This window comes from Carboxylicivirga taeanensis (assembly GCF_051851475.1).
In the GTDB taxonomy this organism is placed as follows: domain Bacteria; phylum Bacteroidota; class Bacteroidia; order Bacteroidales; family Marinilabiliaceae; genus Carboxylicivirga; species Carboxylicivirga taeanensis.
In genome coordinates this window covers 32,365-56,487 of sequence record NZ_JBPUSJ010000015.1, presented here as the reverse complement: position 1 = coordinate 56,487, position 24,123 = coordinate 32,365, and the positions used below count along the sequence as shown (strand labels likewise).

The 24,123-nt window shown below is 37.3% G+C and carries 13 protein-coding genes; all 13 read right to left on the bottom strand.

The window, feature by feature from the left end:
• Positions 1–115: 115 nt before the first annotated feature.
• Complete coding sequence (locus ACSX1H_RS16830) at positions 116–2,605, bottom strand: RICIN domain-containing protein (protein ID WP_439185402.1); 2,490 nt, start codon at positions 2,603–2,605, stop codon at positions 116–118.
• A 187-nt stretch (positions 2,606–2,792) separates the two neighbouring features.
• Complete coding sequence (locus tag ACSX1H_RS16825; protein ID WP_439185401.1) at positions 2,793–3,758, bottom strand: IPT/TIG domain-containing protein; 966 nt, start codon at positions 3,756–3,758, stop codon at positions 2,793–2,795.
• Between the two features lie 57 nt (positions 3,759–3,815).
• The gene (locus tag ACSX1H_RS16820; protein ID WP_439185400.1) at positions 3,816–5,282 is read right to left on the bottom strand and encodes a SusD/RagB family nutrient-binding outer membrane lipoprotein; all 1,467 of its coding nucleotides are present in this window, start codon (positions 5,280–5,282) and stop codon (positions 3,816–3,818) included.
• A gap of 148 nt (positions 5,283–5,430) precedes the next feature.
• Entirely contained in the window at positions 5,431–8,856 is a 3,426-nt protein-coding gene (locus ACSX1H_RS16815; protein ID WP_439185399.1) for a SusC/RagA family TonB-linked outer membrane protein, read from the bottom strand.
• Between the two features lie 188 nt (positions 8,857–9,044).
• Positions 9,045–10,040 carry a FecR family protein gene (locus tag ACSX1H_RS16810; RefSeq protein ID WP_439185398.1) on the bottom strand — a complete coding sequence of 332 codons (996 nt, stop codon included), beginning with the start codon at positions 10,038–10,040 and terminating at the stop codon, positions 9,045–9,047.
• 64 nt (positions 10,041–10,104) lie between these two features.
• Positions 10,105–10,692 (bottom strand): RNA polymerase sigma-70 factor, encoded by a 588-nt coding sequence (locus ACSX1H_RS16805; RefSeq protein ID WP_439185397.1) that lies wholly within the window; start codon positions 10,690–10,692, stop codon positions 10,105–10,107.
• Positions 10,693–11,200: 508 nt separating this feature from the next.
• The gene (locus ACSX1H_RS16800; RefSeq protein ID WP_439185396.1) at positions 11,201–12,184 is read right to left on the bottom strand and encodes a glycoside hydrolase family protein; all 984 of its coding nucleotides are present in this window, start codon (positions 12,182–12,184) and stop codon (positions 11,201–11,203) included.
• 10 nt (positions 12,185–12,194) lie between these two features.
• Positions 12,195–14,765, bottom strand: coding sequence for a GH116 family glycosyl-hydrolase (locus tag ACSX1H_RS16795; protein ID WP_439185395.1), 2,571 nt, complete (start codon positions 14,763–14,765; stop codon positions 12,195–12,197).
• An 18-nt stretch (positions 14,766–14,783) separates the two neighbouring features.
• Positions 14,784–15,752, bottom strand: coding sequence for a hypothetical protein (locus ACSX1H_RS16790; protein WP_439185394.1), 969 nt, complete (start codon positions 15,750–15,752; stop codon positions 14,784–14,786).
• Between the two features lie 893 nt (positions 15,753–16,645).
• On the bottom strand, positions 16,646–18,289 hold the full coding sequence (locus tag ACSX1H_RS16785) for a RagB/SusD family nutrient uptake outer membrane protein (RefSeq protein ID WP_439185393.1): 1,644 nt from the start codon (positions 18,287–18,289) through the stop codon (positions 16,646–16,648).
• A gap of 18 nt (positions 18,290–18,307) precedes the next feature.
• Positions 18,308–21,484, bottom strand: a complete 3,177-nt coding sequence (locus ACSX1H_RS16780; RefSeq protein ID WP_439185392.1) for a SusC/RagA family TonB-linked outer membrane protein — start codon at positions 21,482–21,484, stop codon at positions 18,308–18,310.
• A 511-nt stretch (positions 21,485–21,995) separates the two neighbouring features.
• Complete coding sequence (locus tag ACSX1H_RS16775) at positions 21,996–22,901, bottom strand: hypothetical protein (RefSeq protein ID WP_439185391.1); 906 nt, start codon at positions 22,899–22,901, stop codon at positions 21,996–21,998.
• Positions 22,902–23,071: 170 nt separating this feature from the next.
• Positions 23,072–24,040: a family 43 glycosylhydrolase gene (locus ACSX1H_RS16770; RefSeq protein WP_439185390.1), complete on the bottom strand. Its 969-nt coding sequence runs from the start codon at positions 24,038–24,040 to the stop codon at positions 23,072–23,074.
• Positions 24,041–24,123: the final 83 nt, after the last annotated feature.

Genomic DNA, 24,123 nt, shown 5'->3' with positions numbered 1-24,123 from the left:
TAAGTTTCATCACTCATTAAAATAAATATAGAAGCGATCTGCTAACAATGCTTATGCATACTTATAAAAACAAACCGCTCCTCCTAACACACCTAACTAAAACACTATGTTAGCCTTACTTCACAACCAATCTGGTAGTACACCGCTGTGAATCGGTAGTCAATTCAATCAGATATAATCCCGGTACTATTTTATCAAGCATAACCGGTATCTTATTTTCACCTTTCTCTACCGAACATTTCTGGCTGTATATCAGCTGCCCGGCAGTTGAATAAATATTAATTACAGCAGAGGATGGTTCATTACACCCGAAAAGGATAGTACCGCAACCATCACTCATAGGATTTGGGTATACCTTCAATTGTTCCCCTTGCTCCATTTCTTCAACTTGAGAATTTTTGCCTTTCATCATTGTCCCAGATTTCAATTCTCCTATCTTGATGAACTCCCACAATTGATTATTGGCTGTTGGATAATACATCTGATACACATTTGCACCATTATCATAAGAAGCGCCAGCTACCTCCAACGCTCTATCACTAAACACCGATATGATTCTATAATACTTATCATGAACCCATTCAATCCTCCATTTTTGGGTGTCATTGTTTAACCATGACCACTGTACAATATTCCCCCAATTATCAGGATTCCATCCATAAACATCCAACACTTTCCCAGAATGCCTGGCAACAATTCGAAACCTTCCATTTTCAAGTGGTTCAATGCTCCACTGCTGATTCTGACCATTGACATACTCCCATTGACAAATGTTGGCTCCATCCGTATTTGAGATACCCGCCACATCCAACACCTTTCCACTGTGCTTATTGACTATCTTATAGTAACCAGGCTCTCCAATCGGATCAAAGCCAATACCTGTAGTTTTAATATGAACGTATTCGCCGTTTGTCCAGTAATAATTGTCTGTACTATTTACATCACTTTGAGTTACCAAAGAACCATATATACTACCATCCAAGCCTAATTCTAAACCATCGACCTGTTTAATCTGCAACCATGGATCATTAGGTTTCCTGTAATCTTTAGCATAGATGGTAATGATTCCATTCGCTGCATTAGCGACCTTAAACAACCTGTTAAACGTTGAAATATTCAAGTATTCCACCGTTGTTTGACCATTGTTCAACGAGGCGCATCGTTGCATGTATACGATTTTATTCCGCTCTGGAGCCCAGCCAATGTACACAAAGTCATCCCCCTGGGTTTGACCACCGCGTAACATGATGCCGCCGGTTGGTCCTGTACCATTGATATAGCTTTTATTAAATGGATTGGAATACCAATTTTCATTTAACCACAGCTTACCGACTCTTCTTACGCCGGCTTCGATGGTAAATGCATTACCTGCTGATACAGCTTCCATCATACTCAACAAATCTTGACTGTTTGATCCATTGCTATCAAAATAACCGCTTCCTTGAATGTTGGCATAGGTACTTTTGTAGAAACCTGAAATATCAGTTGGTAAAGCCAATCCACCAATATTGTTTAACTTAAAATAAAGGCTTTTATTTCCGATATCTGCCAAAGGCTTATACAAATAGGTATATCCCATATCAGCCCCGCCATATGAATCATTATATCTTTTCCGCAAACTATTGGAGTCTTTCCAATGCCCTTCATCAGCATATGTAAACCATCCATTTCCCCAAAAGTTACCACCACTGGCTCCCATACTTTGCCCAATGTGATACATCAAGTCTATATTAGATTCCATCTGCCCCTTGACAAGTAATTCTTCCATGGGTACCAATAAATATGCACCATTGGAAGAATAGCCCCAGTTACTAACCACATAACCTACTGAGGTTGCCTGACGAGGTTCATCAACTTTGTCGGCACCATAATTAGCACCTGAGGGATAATAATCAATTCCTCTGTCATCCATCCACTCGTTTTGTACAAATATTGCATGCCCATGACTCTGTGTCAGTAAATTAGCACCGCCATTAGAACCAACCCAAACATGAGGGTGTGTCCCTTCATGTAAATGCAAAGTGTAAGTCGATGATGAATAGGTATCAAAGATACTCATGTCATCATCCTCTGCCCACGGCGTTCCCCAAGTAGAGGTGCCATGAACGGTTGTCAGGGCACCTTTAACTGTTCCATTCTTGTCAACCACTACCTCAATACTTTCCATATCATTTAGGTGATCTCCAGCAGCACCTTCTATTTCATTGTATGTATGATAAATACCATACTTCAGGATATAAAAATCACTTAACTCAAGCATTGAAGCGTATACAATCGGTGTTACATCATGCTCAATAGTTGTATTCAGGCTACTTATATCTTTCGCCAAAGTGGTTCGTGGCCAATTACTGCTATTCGCCCAAACATCATTGTCATCATCATAGGTTCCCCAATTTTTATCGTGATCAACTCTAACCAACATGTCTTGTCCATCATAATATTCGGGGGAAACTTTTATACCCATGTGCACCACAGGTGCGTATCTTTGCAGTATCTGATCACGCGTTAATGTAGAAATATCCTGCGCATTAATTGCAATAGAAAACACCTGAAAGATGTACATACATATACTTATTATATTTATTTGTGTAAATCTTTTTGTCATAAACTGGTTTTAAATTTCAAACCCTTTTTATTCAACGCATACTTTTCTCTACTTTTGAAGTTCATTAAAAAAAAGACTGGAATTGAGTTACTTAACTATAAAATTTAAATAACTCTTATCCAGTCTCGTTATTTCCTATTATTACTTAACTAGGAAATCTAATTATATAACAACTGTAACACCTAACTTATTTAAACTCTATTATAAGTGAAGCGGACTCTTCTCCTGCATTTACATCATCACCAGCTTCATCACCTTCTGCTGACCATGTTTCAGCCTCACGTCCTGAGCCTCCTTTGCCTTCTTCAATAGAAAGAATAAAGGTCATATTGCCACCTTCAACCCAATCAGCATGATCTATAATCTCTTGTACAATCTCTGTAAGATCTGCTGTTCTTTGCGCTTCACCTCGTTCATCTACTACTGTCCATGGTGCAATATTCCAAAGGGCATTTGCTGTTGTTTTAGTTCTGCTGCTGATGTTAAATGGTGTATCTGTAAATTCGCCTGAATCTTTCGCCTCACCATAAATTCGCATTTTACAAGGATCACTTCCTGTATCATCGCAAGTAAACTGAATATAAGCCTTTGTCACAACGGCACCTTTGGGTATATTAACTTCTCTAAAGCGGGTACCAACATATTGATATCCAAAATCTCCATCAATATCGCATAACTCCAAATCACTACTGGTTAATTCCATAAAACCAGCAGGTGTGCTTAAATAAGCTTCTTCCGCTTCCTCTGCATCATCATTGACATTTTTCAAATGAATAGTCAATAAATTCTCCTTAATAGTAAATGATGGCCCAACAACTTTTTCAGCCTGGCCAACCTGCACTGATACAGGTCCAGATGAGGCTCCAATAGGTACAGTTGTAATTAATGATTTAGTTGTACCTCCTGTTACATCAGCTTCCTTATCTCCAAAAAACACTTTGTTTTCAGCGGTAATTGCACTAAAGTTTGTTCCAACGATTGTCACTGTAGTTCCTGCTGTCCCTTCGGTAATACTCAATGAAGTAATTACTGCCGGCGGAGTTACTTTTTCATCGTCTCCACCGCAGCTTGTTAATGATGACATTAATACAATACAACTTATCATACTAACCATCATCTTTTTCCCCATCATTCTAATTTGTTTTTTCATCATAAATAAATTTAGTTTAATTGATTTTAATATAATATGAGCTTTTCAGCTACTCTGCTATCATTTTATTAGCCACATCAAAGTATTCCAATCGTCAGCACCCTGTCTGGCGATAGCAGCTTCGTAATTCTTCTTATTGTAAATACGTTCGTCAACCGGATATCTCAGTCGATTAGGCGGTACACCATTATTAGTTGTTGATGCATCGAAGGTTAAGACAGGTAGTTTTGTTCTTCTCCATGAAAAATAGCTTTCCATATCTAAATAAAGTGCTAACCACTTCTGAGTTGCAATCAACCCCAGCTTTTCATTTTGAGTGCCAACATATTCAACTCCTTCCTGCTTTAGATATGCAGGCTCCCAAATCGACATGGCATCCAAATTAGCCCCTTGGTCTATACCAATATCCAAGCGTTCTTTTTGATAGTTATAAGATGCTTCTATACCCTTCTCATAATATTGTTGTGCCTTTGATGTTCCTCCATCAATCCAACCTTTCTCGGCAGCCTCGGCTAACAAAAATTGAAGTTCTGCATAACTCATCCATACAGTCTGTAGGGCAAAATTTGTTCTTGAGTCAAAAATTAAGTCAGATGTTTTCGAAACATCACCAGATGGGTTCTTCGTCGTCCCGGAAGGAACACCAACATAATCTCCGTTGACAGGCCTCTCAGCTTTGGCTGCATACATTTTAATTCTTTCATCTCCCAACTCCAGCAGGCTATCGATAAAATCCTTACACATATACACATCATTGACGAAAAACAATCCATCTCTGTTCCTTGGATAATAAACTTCCTGATTATAGGTAAATGCAGGTTGATCACTATTGCTTTCCATCAGTGGATAAGTAACCGGATCATTAATCATTTTTTGTAATTCAACTTTGGAATTAATCTGATTTGACATCGCCATCAAAACCCTTACCTTTAAAGAATTAGCAAATTTTTTCCATTTCTGAATATCATTTCCTAATAAAAAGTCACCTTGCAAAGCAAACGCTCCTGTGCCAAGCAGTTGATTAGCTTGATCAAGGTCGCTAAGAATCCCATTGAATATAACCTCTTGCGTGTCATATTCTGGTTGGTTATTTCCTTTATCAGCCTGTCCCGCTTCAGAATAAGGTAAATCTCCATATAAAGAAGAAGTGATATAATACATCCAGCTTTTTAATACCAGACCAACACCTTTTACGTTTTCTTCACCAGTCTTTGCCTTATTAATGATATAGTCAACATTAGCCAGCTCATCGTAGTGTTGTTCCCACCAATCCTCATTAGCATCTCTTATCAGTAAAAAGTGATCCCATTGCTTAAGAGGGTATTCTGTATAATTGAGCATTTTGTTAGTCAAATCATAAGAACTAACTGCATATTCACTTGACAAGTCTCTTTCTATTCCCATGATCAACCTGTTAACTGGTACATCTGTAGGGTTATTGAGATCTTCATTCACATCTTCGAGTTCGTCTGCACAGGCAAAAAAACAAACCAATGGAATGATTAATAGATATTTGAAATATTTCATATGATTGTATTTTTCTGTTTTAGGCTCTTAAAAACCCACACGCTTTGATATCATCTTGAAAGATTGCATATGCCTTTGTAAGCAACACGACACCAAACACACTCTCTCGCTATCATAACCTTTGTGAATCTTTTGATTCCTATCTATTCTAGAATGAAACATTAAGAGTTAATCCATAAGTGCGAGATGTCGGATAAGTGTAACCTCCTGTATAACCTGGTATTCCATTATGGAATACATCAGCATCTTGGTTAGGTACATTATCCCAGACAAATAAGTTTCTCCCTACCAATGAGACCGAGGCTCGATTGATAAATACTTTATTAAGCATACTAGTAGGCAAATTATATGCAAGACTTAATTCTCGAACTTTTACATAGCTGGATGAAAAGATATTATTGGTACTTATGTCACGCCAGTTGGTGATTAGTTTGGCTTTTACATCATCCCCTTTTATCACTACATCATTTGGTCTATAAGTACCATCTGTATTCACAATGACGCCATCTCCTTTGTATCCATTATTTCTCCATTCAGCTGTTTCTTTGTTGAAGCCTCCGCCATACATGATATTTGTTGCGTTAGAATAGGTAACACCACCGTGACGCATATCCAAAACAAAACTTAAACTAAGATTCTTATAGCTCACTTTATTAGTGAGCCCAACAATAAAATCAGGGTTGGCCTGTCCTAGATATTCAACATCATTCTTTCTTATTGGAGTACCTCCTGGTGAAAATACCTTTTGACCATAATACGGACTAGTTGGATCTTCAACAGTCACCTGTTTATAACCATATACGCCCATAATTGGCTTGCCAACTTTAGCCATAATTTTCTCTCCACTATCACCGTATCCAGCAAGCTCATATTGGTCCATACCCTCAGCAAGGCTAATGACCTTATTTCTATTCGCTGAAAAATTAACTGAAACATTCCAATCAAGGTTGGCTTTTCTTATTAGACTACCACTTAAAGTCATCTCGATACCACTATTTTGTATCTCACCTGCATTGGCAACACGACTAGTGAATCCGCTTGATTGCGGTAATGTAATTCCTATAATCTGATTGACTGTTGAACTGGCATAGTAGGTTAGGTCGTAACTGAGGCGATTATTAAAGAAGCTACTTTCAAGGCCAAATTCATACGATGTGGAAAGCTCAGGCTTCAAATCCGGATTTTTCAACCCATTGGCAACTGAAGACCCAATGAAACCCTCATATTGACCATCTCTTGATATGGTTGTAACTAAGTTATGCGCTCCTGTTCCTTTTCCAACTTGGGCAATACCTGCCCTAAGCTTTAATAATGAAACCTTATCTGAAAGTTCTAAAATCTCATTCATTAAAACACTTATACTAGCTGATGGATAGAAATAGCTATTATGTTTCGACGGTAAGGTACTAGACCAGGAATTTCTTGCTGTTAAAGCCAGGTAAACTCGATTCTTATACCCTACATTAGCCATTGAAAGCAGCGAATATTCCCTGCTATTCCAAAAATATTCGCCCACACCAGTTGCGATTGCAGAGTTATTTAGGGAGTATAGGCCTGGTACCAGTAATTCATATGAACTGCCCGTTAATGATTCTCCTGTTGAATTACTTCGGTTTGCACCAGCACTAACATCCAGATTCCATATGTCGTCAAAATTCTTATTAAAGGTTAGTAAAATGTCTGTATTCGATACTCTTGTGTCTGATTTTGAACGAGTCAATCTGGGTAACTCAACTACACCTCCAAATGGATACATATCTGTAGTAGTAGCCATAGTCAGATCATCTCCATGGCGTAACATAAATGATAACTGATCATTAATCTCATAATTAAGTGACACATTACCAAAGAAACGATCTCTTGCTAAACTCGCCTTCACTTCATGTGCCAAAAAGTAGGGGTTATTATGATTTGATCTCCAATTAATCTGATGAGTACCTTCTAAACCTGGTTGCCAATAATCCTTCAGCTCATTCATGTGTACCCCAGGCATCATCCATGATAAAACATAATTGATAGAGAATGGTCCCCAATGTTGTCGGGGACGGTTACCACTTGTTGTTTTAACATAGTTAATAGCAAAATCAAGCTTAACTCGTTTGGATAATTCTGCATTAAAACTTGCTGCTAAACTTCTTCTTTTTAAATCAGTCCCAGGTTGCATACCTTTCTGGTTCATGTCCCCAACAGAGAACCTTGATGTTACATGATCACCAGATGCTGAAATAGCCACTTGGTTATAAATTGTTCGCCCAACATCAAAAAACTCCTCATAATTGTTTTTACCAGTAGAAACAAATGGAAGCTTTTGTGCTTCACCTTTATTCAGAATTCCTGTATCAGCTGCCCTGTAACCATTTTCTGTTGGAGAGAACCACCATTCAATTAGTTTATTGGGATTATATTTCTCACTTGACCAAGCCTCATCACGAGGAGCAGGGTTGTAGTTACCCGTAACGGGATCATATAAGCCTCTTGTGTCTCCTTCTCCGACAGCATACTCATACTGATAAGTATTAGGGTATGCTAGTATGCTCTCAAACATTAATGATGAATTATACTCAACCGTGAAGGCTTTATCTTTATTTCCCTTCTTAGTTGTAATCAACAAAACACCATTACCAGCGGCAGGACCATATAAAGCCGCAGCCGCAGCACCTTTCAATACGCTAATAGACTCTATATCGTTACTATTAAAATCCGAAAATCCATTTCCCCAGTCAATACCGCCAGCCACAGAACCTTCTGTATTAATTGGGACACCATCAACCACAATAAGCGCTTGGTTACCACCCATACTTAAAGAGCTTTCACCTCGTAAAACAATTCGGGATGATCCTCCAATAGTTGCTGCAGTATTGATTTGTAATCCTGCGACTTTCCCGGAAAGCTTTGATGCTAAATCCGGAGATTCTGCTTTTTTTAACTCCTCTGTACTAACGGTTTGCGTAGCATAGCCGAGCGCTTTCTTCTCTCGCTTGATCCCTAGCGCAGTTACAACGACTTCATCCAAACCTGTTGCCTCTTCATTAAGAAAGATGTTTATAACACTGCGGCCTGAAATATTAACCTCTTGCTTCTCGAAACCAATATATGAAAATACCAAAACATCATCCTGACCGTCAACCTCAATTATATATGAACCATCAACACTTGTAATCACCCCATGTTGCGGATTGTTTTTTTCATACACATTCACTCCAGGAAGAGGTTCTCCTTGCATGTCAGTGACTTTACCACCCACATTAAATTGTTGTATCACTCCCCTCTCTGCAGATTCTTTTATAATTATTACACTATTCTCAATTATCTTATAATTAATTGATTCATCAACAAACAGAGCATCGAGCAATTCTGTTAAAGTCTTTCCTTTCTTATTAATGCTGTAGCGCTTCTCAAGGTTTAATTCACTTGCCTTAAACACAAAGCCAAATTCAGACTGCTGTTCAATTTTCTCAAATACATCAAGTATTGAAGCATTAGTTAAGCTAAGGTTTAATTTTTTACCTTGAGCTAAACTGCTAGCAGAGACACTCCACACTGATAGTATTATAAACAAGGTTGTAAGTTTCATATACAATACAACTTTTCTACTCCAGGATCGATATGAACCTGAGTCATGATGATTTTTTTTCATAAATTTGTGCTGATATTAAATTTGTTGAAGCATTTTGCTTCACCTTCAATTAACCGGGTATGGTTGCAGCCATATCCGGCTTTACTTATGTCACTATTCTGTTTCCTTCTAGATTTGTATAAATACTATCTAATTACAATTCTGTTTTTTCCTTCGTTATTCTTTTCATACTCAAATTTTAAATCAAATTTTATTGCGATTACTTCTAATATGTCATCAATTGATTCGTAACGCTCAATATTCAAGTAAATCCTTTCCGCTGCACTCTTTTCACTCGCCCATTCAATTTCTATATTATACCAGGCACCCAGTTCATCCATTATACTCTGCAAGGTCTGCCCTTTAAATACAAATCGCTTTCCTTTCCACCCCATGACTACTGTCGAATCTGCCCGAGTCAAAACAACCGTATTGTTTATCTTATGATAGGTTGCCATTTGTCCGGGTTCTAAGCTTGTTATCTTGTCTTCATCAACAATAACATCTACATCACCTTCAAGTAGCGTGGTCTCAATCAAATTACTCTGTTCATCTGCTTTTATGTTGAATTTTGTCCCCAAATCAACTACTTGCATTCTGCCAAAGTCAATCACAAATGGTTTGTTTGGATCATGATAAATATCAAAATAGGCCTCTCCAGATAGTGTAACATACCTTTGATTTTTGTCCTGATAGGTCACAGTTGAATTGGCATTTAATGTGAGCATTGATCCATCTGGCAGTTTAAGCGTGCTAAAACTTTTATCTCCCGTTGTAAAGGAAAAGACTGCTGCTTCTGATCCTTTCTTCATAACTCGCGGCCATAAACCTGTAAGATGAGCCACAACTGAACCGATCAATAATCCAATTAAAAGAGTCGCAGCATATTTTTTTATATGGTTTAGAATTCGTCTCCCCCTTCGTACCCTAATTCGCTGCCAGACATCCGCTATATTGACAGATGCATTGTTCAATGGCTCAATTTGACATATTCCTAATTTAACCCACAAACTTTTCTGAATATAATATTGAACTCGCAATTGCTCATCATCTTTTAACTCCTCATAGAAAAGGCGTAAATCAGACTCAGAAAGCTCATCTCTCAATACCTTGTCAATTATATCCGTCTTATCCAAGCTCATAATTCTTCTGCATTTATATACTTTACGACCGAAAGTATTTTTACCCTAATGAGAAAATTAGTTTTTACAAAAAGTTTTGATTTAGAAACAATAGTATTGGTAAGTACCATCTTAATTCTTCTCGAAGTTTTTTGAGTGATTTAGTCATGTGTGCTTCTACAGTTTTTTCTGAGACGCCTAGTTTTTCGGCTATCTCTTTATTCTTAAGACCTTCAAATCGACTCATCCTAAAAACTACACGGCCATGCTCTGGCAAGTTACTTATCGCCTCATCCACTTTTTGCTTAAGCTCATCAAATTCAATTGGAGTAAAAGAAAACCTTAGCATTGCTTCATATTGAAAGTGCATCTCCACCCAACGAATCTCTTCATTTTTTCGCATTCGCCTTTCACGCATCTTTAATATATCCAGACAATTATTCTTTGTTAATGTATATAAGTAATTACGTAACTTTGCTGATTCCCTAATATCCGTTCTATTTTCCCATAATTTAACGAATACCTCTTGAACAACTTCTAAAGCATCCTCATGACTTCTTAGATATTGAATACTAATATAATATAGCATTTGATGATACTCTCGATAGATTGTATTAAAGGCCTTTTTATCTCCTTTAATTAGCCTTAAAATTTGTAATTGTTCATCTTTCATGTACCGAAGCTTAGACTTGTTAACTAACCTGAATTTGTGTAAAATAAAAGATAAATATTTAAAGCTAAAAGGTTTTAGCAAATAAAATAGCTTTAATAAACAAGACTGAAATTATAATGACTAATAACTAGTTGTTTCAGCATGCAATAATTTAATTATCTATATAATCCTGACACACCTTCACCTCTGTAGATGCAAAAGGTTCATAACTATCCTGCAGGGATACATATTGTCGCATCACATTAATTCCCAAAAAGCACCTATCACATCAAACGATTCGTATGGCGCCATTTAAACAACGAACACCATATCAATTAGTAGCATTTTACGAGTTACTAATGTATGAATTACGCAATCGGTACTCTTGCATTATTTGCTATCAAAATTTTCGTCCTAAAACGTAAGAAAATAAGGCTTCAACCTTTCTACTTATTCAGAAAATTTCTAATAAAAAAACGCGTGCCATTAACTGACACGCGCAAGATTTTTGATATTAAGTAAAAAGAACTTACAACTCCTCCCACTCCATAGTCGCGATATATACTCCTTTCTTATCCCAGCCTGTATTAGATATATACCACTCATCTTCTGATACTTTTACTATTTCGGAAGCATGAGTTGGCAATTCACATACAAAGTTTTCCTTTGGAAAATTCATCGGGTCTTTTGACCAGTATACATGTGTCTGATTGTATGCTGTCATTGCCCTACATATAAATAAATAATATATACCGTTTTTTTCAACCACGAATGGACTTTCACAGTCACCTCCCCAATCACATTTTAATGGTTGGGTATGCACAATTTTTGGACCACTCCAATGCTTTAAATCCGGACTAGTACGGACTGCCACGGTCGATCTGAGGTCTACTTCGTTTAACGTGCGAGTATAATAAAAGTAATATTGACCATTACTTTTCAAAATGTAGGAATCGCGTGCATGCCCGGGATCACTGAAAAGCGGATTTAGCGGATAACGGTCCCAATTAAACATATCCTTGGAATCGGCCCTACACAACTGCCCCCAGCTGGCATAATTAGGTGCATCAGGCTGGCGATTACCAATATTATAATACATCTGCCAAGTATCACTTCCCGCCTCATGAAATACATGCGGTGCCCACAATACACGCTCTACACCAGCTTTTGCTTCCAACGCATAATCGTGATCAGCCCATGTTTTCTGATTAAACGTTTCAGCAGAGATGTGAAAAAAACGGGTCTCACCGGTCCATGGATTAATGGGTTTATGCCCAATTATACCATACGCATGCCATTTACCATCAGGCCCTTTAGCAAAACAATGGTCATTGGTATACCAGGTTGTATCAATCTCCGAACGAGAATCGTTTGGATTAAAAATATGCTGCCAATCACTGCTTATTATTGGTTTCATAATCTTCATATCCCCATCCTCATTACTTCTTTTTGCTCCCTTACATGCTATCAGCATAAAGGGAATCATTATGGACAATATTAACGGTATTTTCATCCAAACCTTTTTAATTTGTTATTTTGATATCTATTTTATCATTGCAGTGCAAGGTAATATTCTTCATATCTACCATGATTAACTGTTCCTTTTGAGAAACCTTCACATTCAACTTACTTCCATTCTTCAATACTTCTATTTTAGATATTTTATCTGAATCTTTGGTCTGTAGCTTTAGCTGGCATAGGTTGAGAGTTCCATAATTCACCTGAAGGTGATAAACTTGGAGTCCAGTTGTCCTTTCCTGAGAGAAAGTCCCCCACCCCTCAGCTGTGATAAACGCTGATCTAAAATTTTCAGGATTGATTTTAGGATCAAAACCAATTACCCCTCTAGGTCCATGATAAGTAAAACCACTGGCTGCGATAAAAGGTGCATAACCACTCATAGCACGTGTGTAATGATTTCCATATTCAATTTCATTGTATGGATTACGTCTTGCTGCTGAATAACGTTCATGAAGGGCTTTCTCCACCTTCATTGCCTCATCCACCAATCCTTCAGAAATTAGCGTAGCAGCTAATTGATGCTCCTGTCCCGTCCAGATCTCACTAAAATATCCGATCACGAGTTTTTCCCACTCATTCGCAATCAAACCTGGGGCCTTATTAGTACCTCCTTTTGGAAAAGTACACATAATTATACCGGCTTCATCATCATCTGCATACCAACGTTTAATTGGTATAGCTGCTGTATCAATATATGCACCGTAATGATCAACAAAGTTATACTTCATGATTGATTGAAGTGCTTTTTTCACTTGATTCTGTGGCACAATATGTTCCAAACCTGTCTGACTGGCCCAATATTGTCCGAGCAACTGATCGGTATGACAACCCAAATTAGTATTAGGAGCCTCAGGGTGTTCAGGATCGAGCTTCTGAATAAAATACTCACCATCAAATAACTCAGTCGAAATATTTTTAAATGCCATTTTTGCAATAGCATTACATTCTTTTGCAAATCTTGCGTCACCAGCCTCTTTGGCCATTTCAGCACCAGCTTTTAATGATGCAGCATAAAGACCACTTATCCACGTTATTTTACCATACCAGGTTCGATCGAGTGTATTATATTGTTTGCCTTCCAGAATTCCATCAGCTCTTCCTGTCTTAGCTTTATCCTGGTCAATCATGACTTGAATAGCTTTTTTTATCTTTGGCCAATTTTGCAATAAAAACTTACTGTCAGAAGACATTAAATGTTCTCTATAAATACGCATAATTGTTCCAGCATGCCCGTCAATTGCAAAACCACGCCCATCATGGCGCCCCATTCCACTAAACTCACCTCGATATTTTATTATACCATCATTGAATGATAAACCTAAATCAATCTGTTCGCGTAATTGACGTGCTAAGTTTGGAAACACACGTCCTAAAGCTTGCTCATAATGAAAAACGTGGGTACAGGTTCCTTCCCCAAGATACACACCCTCCATTGTATAAAAACGTCCTTCATTTTCTGGATTATTTGTTAAATCATCAAATCGAATAGATGCTGTTGTTGCCAATGTACTCACATTTAAGAATGTACGATCCAAAAACCAATTCGGTAAAGTTGAATTATACCAGGTCTCATTCCATCTTTTGGTTGTTTCTAACAACCAGTCATTTTTAGCAACATAATTACATACATCTGCAGCATCGGTAAACTTCGAGGAATAGTAATGACGCAGATTCTCAATATTCTTCCAATGATGAGCGCCATCCCATAGGTGAATATTTGGAAAATACCAGCTTAACAGAAAAGTGAAAGTTTTGCTCTCTCCTTTCTTTAAAATAGTTTTACCAGTAACATTTCCCACTAATACCTCTCCCAGAGGAACTTCTTCTGACGAGTTATCAGAATTACCAGCGTAAATACTCAGCCCCTTTGTTCGGTTTGCTTTAGCATACGCCTTCCCTTCTCCAAGTAAGGTCAGGCTCATACTTCCCCAATCTGCTAACTGTGATTTGTATTTATCACTTCCCATTTGGCACATCAGTTGAGGATTTTTCATATCAGCAACAACCTTATTCACATGCACTTCACTCTGACCTTTTCCGGTTTGAAACCCAGCCATATTCTGTAACCACCCCGAAATCTCAACATCTAATTCCTTTGCGTCTTCATTGGTGATGGTATATTCCAAAACCGTCAACGGTAAGCCTGAATTCTCTGCATCACCCGGTATGAATGGCGAATAGGCCTTTAAAGATACAGCTACAGGTAAGGTCGGATCAGCATAACTCACTTTTCCTACCGGATATTGCCCTTCAAATTGAATATCGGAAAACCCAGTGCTATTGAGGGCTCTCTGATGTATACGCTCACCCTCTTTGATTGTTAATCCAAATCCATTTTCGAACTTTTTTTCCTGGGTGAGTGGATTCAAGTAATACCTATCTCCAGGCCCACCCGGATTAATTTGTGACACATTAAAAATATCCCAATACCACAGTTGACCATCACCTCCCAGATATACCTGGCCGGCGCAAATACCACCTACAGGCATGCCAATGTATTTCAACTCATCATCAGCGCCTTTAGCCACTAAAGTGCCCAACAACAGAGCTAAAATTCCTAAGATTTTCTTCATCACTTCAATCCTTTATGATTACTTAGTCCACCCCAGTTCAGCAACCGTTATGCCATGACTATTTAGGTAGTGCTGATCTTCAGGACCACAAGAGGTAATATAGGTTTTACCCTTGTATTCAAATATTTCAGCCGCATGTCCAAACAAGGTGGTAATAGTATTTTTTTCATACTTGAAATGATCGGGATTGTCTGAAACAACTACTAACGTTTCAGCATACCTGCGATGGGCATAAGTAAAGAAAAGATACCAAAGGCCATTTCGCTCCAATAAAAACGGAGATTCAATTAATGTTGCCCAAGTACAGTCATCAATGCCAAGAATGGTTTCCGGCTCCTCAAAATTAACAAAATCCTTTGTTTTGATGCGGATCACCTGTGTCTGTTTGACACCTTTATTACCAGTACCTACCACATGTATCCAGTATTTTCCATCTGTCCCTTTCATGATGTGTGGATCCCGGGTACCTATCCATAAGGTCTCCGGCAGTATATAACCTTCCTGTGGTTTCCAGTCGTATAAATCATCTGACCAATACACCTGTAAGCGTCTTGTTTCATGCCATACTTCTACCACCATGGCATAACGCTGACTCTCTTGATGCCACACAACAAAAGGGGCACCGACATACTCTGTTCCTTTACTTTCATCGATGGCAAACGGTTCTCGTTTCCACTCTTCAATAGTGCCAGATGTGGTACAATGACCCAGGTAAGGATGGTAACGGTACAAATCCTTGCCTTGAGGCGGATAGGGATTGTTAATGCCAAACCAGTGCAACACCCCATCTTTCTCTATAAAACAGTGATCGTTGGTAAACCATCTATTATCGTCAAAATCGGGCGATGGCTTTGGGTCAATCATTAATTTGCTCTCTCCCTTAATGTAAGGGACAGCTGCTCCTTCTACTTCTTTATTTGTACTTTCCTTAGGTTTACAGGCAACAACTGCAAATAAAGTGCATGCAAAAAATAAAATGTTCTTCATTGTTTCTTTAGATTTATTAATTGAATTTCTTAATCAACGTCTTTTTAATAGTTTCCAATGATGCTTCTAAACCGATATTAATTACCTGGAAAACATTCGAAAAACTATTTTTATTAGTTGAAACACGTTTAACATTGCTTATCAACTATTGCAAATTGACAAATTGATATTGCCATTTACCTATTCAACAGTTAATCAATTTGTTTATATAAGTTGTGGATACATCACTTATTATTTTTTGTAATCCAGCATCACAAACAGGATACTCTACTTCCTGAGACGCAAATGGGATGGCATTTTTGTACTAATTCGATAGCGACCACTACAATTATTTAGCAACTTATCCTCTCCATTTTTAAATTCTATCGCTACACCTTTCATCTTCATTAAGATACGTTCATAGGACTTATTAACTATCAATAACAACATTAGCACACATAGAATTAATACCTTTTTAAAGTTTAGGTTATAACTTAAACCGATTCGCCTTATTACTTCAATTGTTTTGTTTTGATAATAACCTTTAAATACGATTGACATTTTGTCCCATACATTCCTATAATTCATACCTTAATAAATTCCTTCCCACAAATCTCATGATTCTCCTCCTTGCAACAGCAGTATGCAGATATACTATAATTTTAGTACATAATAAGCCACGTATAAATAATAGAAACAAACTCAATATCAGATAATCATCCTATTGCAGCCTACATAAACATATATCAATATTAAATAAACAGAAATGTTAATTAAACGTGTCCTAAAATCAATTTCAGTTCTATAAAAATTTAACAAAGAATATAATTTAACAAATAACTTAATTCACTAAATAACAACAACCTATCACTAAAAGTGATAGGTTGTCTCCTCTTACAAACTAACATCCACACTTATTCCCATCCGGGGTTATTAGGTAATAGATTTGGATTCTTACTAATTTCTTGTAGTGGAATCGACCTTAAGTAATTTTTTTGTGGATCAAAATTTCTGTTTGCAGCAGGCTCTGCAATTATAAAACCTTCATGATTTACAAAAATTGTTGATCCAATAGCAACAGTTGGATTTTTTTCTTGGTATTCTGTACCTTCAAACTTAACTCCCAACATTGCTTTGGGCAATACAGATTCTGCCACTTTCCACCTCATCAGGTCCCAAAACCTAAATCCTTCAAAGGCTAATTCAACCTTTCTTTCTCTGCGTATTTCCTCTCGCATATCAAGATCATTATTTGCTACAAATGCGTTTGTTAAACGAGGCATTTTAACGCGAGCCCGCAATTTATTTATTGATAAATCCAATTCAGCATCTGAAATTTCACCATTTAACTCAAAAAGTGCTTCGGCATAGTTTAATAATACCTCACCATATCTGATATTTATATAATCATAGTTTGCTTGACCTAATAATGCATCTTTATCACTAGAGCGAAACTTTCTAATCATATAACCAGTCTTGGTAGCGCCATTTCCTTCAAACATCGGATAACGGGGACCTTCTGTATCTGCTGATACATAAAAAGTACCGGGCTTAAAAACTGATAATTCAAGTCTAGGATCTCGATTCGCGAACTCAGATGTCATTGTTGCATAACCTTCAAACAGGCTAGTTTTATTCATTGGCAAGCCATCCGTAAAAAGATAGGAATCAACCATTGATTTTGTAGGATCATATACTCCAAGATCTAACCAACGAGTATAATTATGAGTGATTTGTAACTTTTTATTATATCTACGTGCTAAAATAACTTCATTACAATCCTCACCTTCATCAATAAATAACATCCTATAACTACTATCTGCATATGCTGTATAGACATCATATTGCTTACTATCTATTACTCTTTTAGCTGCATCAGCGGCTGATGTTAAATATTCAGTGGCAGCACTACCATTATGGAATTTCTGCCAGGTACCTTCAAATAAGGCTACTCTGGATTTAAGTGCCAAAGCTGTACCTTCAGTAATTCGCCCTATTTCACTTGCTGGTAATTCACCATGTTTAGGTAGTTTTGAGGATGCAAGTTCCAAATCATTCAAAACCAATTTGATTACTTCAGCACGAGAAGTTCTACCTCCGAATAACTCTTCTGAATTAATATCAAGTACATTGGTTATCAATGGCACATCACCAAATTCTCTTACTAAATTGAAATAATGATATGCTCTAAAAAACAAGGCTTCTCCCACATACCTTTGAATTCCATTATCGGACTCAAATTCAGCACCTTTTTGAATTATGTAATTTACGCCTCGGATTTCACTATAGGAGTCATTCCAAAGAGATGACGTTGGTGGAGCTAAATAAGAGCCATTACTTCTTGAGTTCCCATTTTGACCAAAAGATATATCTGAACTATTATCATAATACCCTGGAGCTAATAAAGCTGAGTATAAATCGTTTGCGGCTAGTTGGAAATCCTTTTCTGTTTTCCAGAAAGAACCATCAGATAGTTGATCTTTAGGGAAAAGATCCAAATCTTTTTCACAGCTCACGAAACTGATCAGACTTATCAGAATTATAATATATTTTTTCATCTTCTTTATCCTTTTCATTTATAATGTGATATCAACACCAAAAGCAAACACTCTTGAGAATGGGTAATTAGTGCCATATGAATTATCCTCCGGATCTAATCCACCAGGCATACTATGGATCTCCCACAAATCTTGTCCACTGAAATAAATTCTCGCTTTCTCAATTGGTGTTCCTGTAAAAATTGATTTTGGAAGAGTATATCCGATTTGAAGATTCTTTAAGCGCATATAAGCAGTGTTAACGGAAGTATTTGTCGACCTTCTATAATTCCACCATCGAATATCTCCTTGACTAATACGTGGATACTTTGCATCTGTCCTTTCAGGAGTCCAAGTAGTTTCATAGTACATCTTATGTGGTCGGTTCCAGAAATTTATAAAAGGTATTTGAGCATTTCCTTCAAAGAAAGATGTTCGCTTACCAACTCCTTGCAGCATAACGCCTAAATCAAACCCTTTATACTTAGCATTTAGGTTAAGACCAAAATTAAATCGCGGATCGGTTGTTCCAAGATACTTAATGTCGGCATCTTTACCCTCTTCATCAACTAAGGATATTTTCCCATCGTTGTTTAAATCTTTATATTTAGCATCACCCACGCCAATATACCCAGGAACTCCTTCCAACTTTTTGTATTCTGCAAGTTCGCTTTCTGTCTGTATTATACCATCAAAAACGTATCCAAAATAAGAGTTCATAGCATAACCTTGTCGTGCTTTTACCCAACCTTCTTTTGCTGCATCAACACCTCCCAGCTTAACAACCTCTGTTTTATAATCACTAACAACAAAAGCAGCTGAGTATTCAAAGTCTTTGACCTTGTCATTCCAACCTAAAGACAATTCCCAACCCTTTACTTCTAATTCTCCATTATTTGTAAATGGAGGATTGTCACCTAATACCTTTGGCAATGATACTCCAATAAGCATATCCTTATTCGTTCGGATAAAGTAATCAAAACTCATATCCATCCGACTATTAAGGAAAGTTGCATCCAAACCAAAATTTAAGTTCTCAACGGTTTCCCATGTCCTTGACTTCGAAACCATACCATCTAGATAAGCTTTTTGAGCCTTTTCACCATTTCCAAATGGATAAATACCAGAAATAGCTATGAGTTGCACATAATCATACAAATCAACCCCTTCCTGGTTACCTGTTTGACCCCAGCTACTTCTTAGTTTTAAATTATCAAAAACACCCAAATTTTTTATGAAGTTTTCTTCTGATAACCTCCAGGCGGCTGAAACACTTGGGAAAAGTCCCCATCTTTCTTCTGGAGAAAAGCGAGAGCTTCCATCATACCTGAAAGCAGCTTCAAAGAGATATTTACTATTGAATGAATAATTGAATCGAGAGAAGAGTGATTCAATAGCCCAATGATATCCATCTCCCCAGTTTGTTTGATTCTTTGTGTCTCCTAAATTTAAAGCAAACAACTCATTACTTATAAAATTATCTCTTTTCGCACCAAAACGTTCGCGATCATATTCTTCGTGTGATGCGCCAGCCATGAGTCCCAGGTCATGTTTATCAGAGAACAACTTTTTGTACTCCAACATTGTAGAAAAATTCTTATATGTAGACTTGAAAAATGTATTTTCAGCCCAATTAGGATTAGTGTTCCAATCATATCCGGATAAGACATCACTATAAAAGTATTGAGGTAAGTTACGCACCTCTGTTTTAGTGTCGTATATAGTGAAATCAATACCTGATTGTCCGATTAACTTCAATCCTTCAGCTATATCTAAGTCTAATTTGATATTAGTACGTAAGCGATTAAGATCATACACTTTGGGTGACCCTTCTTTAGCAATCATTGCAGGATTTGCATATCCCCACTGACTAAACCAATTACCTTTTGGCGTTTTGACAGGAAAATTAATTGGTGTATCATGAGCCCCAGCAAGAACACGGTTCAAATTAATAACTTCCTTAGTTAATTCCTTTTCATAGGCAACCCTTGTGTCAACAGTTAACCTATCGAATAATCGATAAGAGTAATTCATCCGCATATTATAGCGTTCATTCTTATCTGGTGCATTTTTAATTAAGCCATCTTCACTTAAATAGCCTAGTGAAAAAAGATAATTGGTATACTCTCCCCCACCAGAAATATTAACGTTATGATTTTGTTGAAATCCATTCCCCAACACTTCATTCATCCAATCTGTTGTTCCATAAAACAAATACAAATTACCGGATTGATCACCAGGATAAATCTCTGGAGCAGCACCGTTTTTGATTTTTTCCAATCGATCAGCAGTCCAAAATATTGGCTGACCATTATTTCGTTTACCTTCATTATCCATTAAAGCAAACTCATACATATCTGGATACTCAACAATATTTAGTGGCTTTTTAATCGCACCATATGAGGAAATTCGAATTGTAGGCTTCCCTTTCTTTCCCGATTTAGTAGTAATCAAAACTACACCACCAGCTGCTCTAGCTCCATAAATAGCTGCCGATGCATCTTTCAATACAGTAAAACTTTCTATATCATTTGGATTAACCGTACTCAATGAGCCCGGAATACCATCAACCAATACTAATGGATTATTATCATTCACAGATGCAGAGCCGCGAATTTTAATGTTATATCCTCCACCACCTGGTTGACCACTCCCACGCGTTACAACTACCCCCGGCATAGTTCCTTGTATGGCGTCTAGAGTATTACTCACTGGTCTTGATTCAATTACATCTGCTGTTACAGCATCCACTGATCCTGTAAGGTTAACTTTCTTTTTACTACCATATCCAATGGCCACAACTTCATCAAGTCCTATAGATTGTTCAGCCATTGTAACATTAATGACTTTTCTACCTGCAACACTAATTTCCTGCTCCTCAAATCCAATGAAAGAAAATACCAAAACTGAATTTGAATTACTTAGCTCAATAGAATATGAACCATCAATACCACTTATCACTCCATTAGATGGATTTTGCTTGTCAAAAATATTAACCCCTGGAATGGGCTCACCTTTCGCATCAACTACCACTCCTTTTACAGAACTCTGCTGTTGAATATCCGATTTTGCCAGTTTAAAAGACCCAAATTCTTCCCCGTCTTCTTTGGCAAAAGAATTTGCAGATGTTAACAATATTAGAATAAATGTCAACACTGCACTTCCAAGCCGGCGTAGTTTTGATAAACGCCGTTTTGCACTTAGATTTCTTTTCATAATAATTAATTATTAGTTAGTGTTAAAAAAATCAATCCTTTGATTGACCAATCTATTTAAGCTCCCTATTCATAGTAAGTAGCGTATATTTAAAAGCTTAATCGTTTTAGCAATAATTAAAAAAAATATTAGGACTATTCAATCTATATTAGCCAATCTCTGCACCATGAATAAATCAAACAAAGGACATAATATAGAAATACTATTATACTTGAGAGTTTTCTCCTAAGTTTCATAGTAAAAATATCTACTCTCCTTCTATCAATTGCAAAACCTGTTAACTCCCAATATAACCTGACATTTTAATAATACTCTTCAATATTCGTGATATCATGTTATTGCTGCTATATCGATTCAGCAAAAATAATTGCTTTTTCTAAAATGACAAAAAAACATACTTATTTAGAATAATTATGAATTCAATTCAACGGGCAAACCACCAAACTAAACCCTATTAATAACGTTTGAACGCAATTTAAATTCATAAAATACAGATACTTTACTGTTATTACTATTGCTCTAACCATCCAAGCTCAGTAATAGATATCGATTGATGATTCAGATAGTGCTGATCTTCTGGCCCACAAGAGGTCGCATAAGTTTTTCCTTTATACGTAAAAATTTCCATAGCATGACCAAACAAAGTTGTCAGTGTGTTACTCTCATAATTAAAATATTCAGGATCATCAGAAACCACAACAATTGTTTCGGTATATCGGCGATGCGCATAGGTGAAAAATAGATACCAAAGTCCATTGCGCTCAATTAAAAAGGGAGATTCGATTCCACTCCAACTAACACCATCGGCAATGCTCATAATGGGTTGTGGCCCTTCAAAAGTCACAAAGTCCCTGGTTTTGAGGCGTACGACCTGTGATAAGGATGGTGTTACGCTACTGTCAACACTCACCAAGTGTATCCAATATTTCCCATCTTTCCCCTTTGTAATATGTGGATCCCTACTGGTCAGCCATAACATATCAGGTAGAATAGCTTTGTATGTCCGTTCCCAATTATATAGATCATCCGACCAGGCTACTTCCATTCTCCGATTACCGTCTAAGAAAGTTTCCAGTACCATTACCCAACGTTCTGACTCTTCGTGCCAAACAATATACGGTGCTCCAACATACTCTGTGCCATTTGCCTCATCAATCACCATTGGAAGGCGTTCCCATTCTTTTGTTGGATCTGTGCTTTTCAAATGCCCCAAGTATGGATGATAGCGGTACAAACTTTTTCCTTCGGGCGGATAAGGATTATTGATGCCGAACCAATGCAGGGCTCCATCCTTATCTTCAATAAAGCAATGATCGTTGGTAAACCAGTTATTATCATCTAATGCAAATGAGGGTTTGGCATCAAATGCTTTTATACTTTCACCTTTTAAATATGGAATTTCAGCTAGCTCGACCAAGCTTCGTTTTTTATTTCTATCCTGTTTTTGTGCAGCGCACGAAATTATCAGCAGTGAAATTAATAGAACTTTTAAATTTCGCATATTCATTTTAATAATTAATACACCATAAGCATCTAATGCCTGTTAACTACAATCGACCAGGTTGTTGCTGTTAAAACTTATCAATTTTACTGTACACGCCATTTTAACGGCGCCACATACAAACCTTTCTTATCCCAGCCTGTGTTAGAAATATACCACTCACCTTCTGATACTTTTATGACTTCTGAAGCATGTGTAGGTAACTCACAAACAAAGTTTTCAATAGGAAAATTCATTGGGTCTTCTGACCAATAAACATGGGTTTGGTTGTATTTAGTCATGGCGCGACACACGAAAAGATAGAACACCCCATCCTTCTTCACCACAAACGGACTTTCCGCATCACCACCCCAATCTACTTCATAAGCCTGGGTATGCACAATTTTAGGCCCGCTCCAATGTTTGAGGTCAGGACTGGTACGCACTGCCACACAAGAACGCAAATCTACTTCATTAAAGGTTCGGGTATAATAAAAATAATAAATGCCCTTATCCTTTAAGATATAGGAGTCGCGTGCATGACCGGGATCGCTGAATAAGGGATTAAATTCGTGCCTTTTCCAATCAAACATATCCTCCGATTCGGCAAGGCACAACTGTCCCCAGCTGGCATAGTTGGGAGCATTCTGCTGCATGTTACCAATATTGTAAAACATGTAGCTTTTACCATTTTCTTGAAAGACATGAGGGGCCCAAAGCACGCGCTCCACACCAGGTTTCACCCTTAAAGCATAATCGTGATCGTCCCATTTTTTCTGTTTAAACGTTTTGGCCGAAATGTGAAAAAGCTTGTTTTCACCGGTCCATGGATTGATGGGTTTGTGACCGATGATTCCGTAAGCATGCCAATCGCCATCTGGACCTTTGGCAAAACAATGATCGTTAGTGTACCAAGTGGTATCAATTTCCGAACGTGTATCGTTGGGATTAAAAATATGCTGCCACTCTCCTACTATTTCGGGAACTTGAATGACAGCATGCTTTTTATTTTGCTCCCTTGTATTGCATCCATAAATGAGGTATGCTAACACAAAAATGTATAATATCTTTTTCATACAATTTAATTTATATTGGTAATCAATACCCTGTTAATCTATTTTATTAGCTGTATAAAATCCCGTATTGAGAAACCTCACTC

Bases quoted from the DNA above. Each gene is read 5' to 3' on its own strand.
- ACSX1H_RS16830 (WP_439185402.1), bottom strand. From the start codon at position 2,605: ATGACAAAAAGATTTACACAAATAAATATAATAAGTATATGTATGTAC.
- ACSX1H_RS16825 (WP_439185401.1), bottom strand. From the start codon at position 3,758: ATGATGAAAAAACAAATTAGAATGATGGGGAAAAAGATGATGGTTAGT.
- ACSX1H_RS16820 (WP_439185400.1), bottom strand. From the start codon at position 5,282: ATGAAATATTTCAAATATCTATTAATCATTCCATTGGTTTGTTTTTTT.
- ACSX1H_RS16815 (WP_439185399.1), bottom strand. From the start codon at position 8,856: ATGAAACTTACAACCTTGTTTATAATACTATCAGTGTGGAGTGTCTCT.
- ACSX1H_RS16810 (WP_439185398.1), bottom strand. From the start codon at position 10,040: ATGAGCTTGGATAAGACGGATATAATTGACAAGGTATTGAGAGATGAG.
- ACSX1H_RS16805 (WP_439185397.1), bottom strand. From the start codon at position 10,692: ATGAAAGATGAACAATTACAAATTTTAAGGCTAATTAAAGGAGATAAA.
- ACSX1H_RS16800 (WP_439185396.1), bottom strand. From the start codon at position 12,184: ATGAAAATACCGTTAATATTGTCCATAATGATTCCCTTTATGCTGATA.
- ACSX1H_RS16795 (WP_439185395.1), bottom strand. From the start codon at position 14,765: ATGAAGAAAATCTTAGGAATTTTAGCTCTGTTGTTGGGCACTTTAGTG.
- ACSX1H_RS16790 (WP_439185394.1), bottom strand. From the start codon at position 15,752: ATGAAGAACATTTTATTTTTTGCATGCACTTTATTTGCAGTTGTTGCC.
- ACSX1H_RS16785 (WP_439185393.1), bottom strand. From the start codon at position 18,289: ATGAAAAAATATATTATAATTCTGATAAGTCTGATCAGTTTCGTGAGC.
- ACSX1H_RS16780 (WP_439185392.1), bottom strand. From the start codon at position 21,484: ATGAAAAGAAATCTAAGTGCAAAACGGCGTTTATCAAAACTACGCCGG.
- ACSX1H_RS16770 (WP_439185390.1), bottom strand. From the start codon at position 24,040: ATGAAAAAGATATTATACATTTTTGTGTTAGCATACCTCATTTATGGA.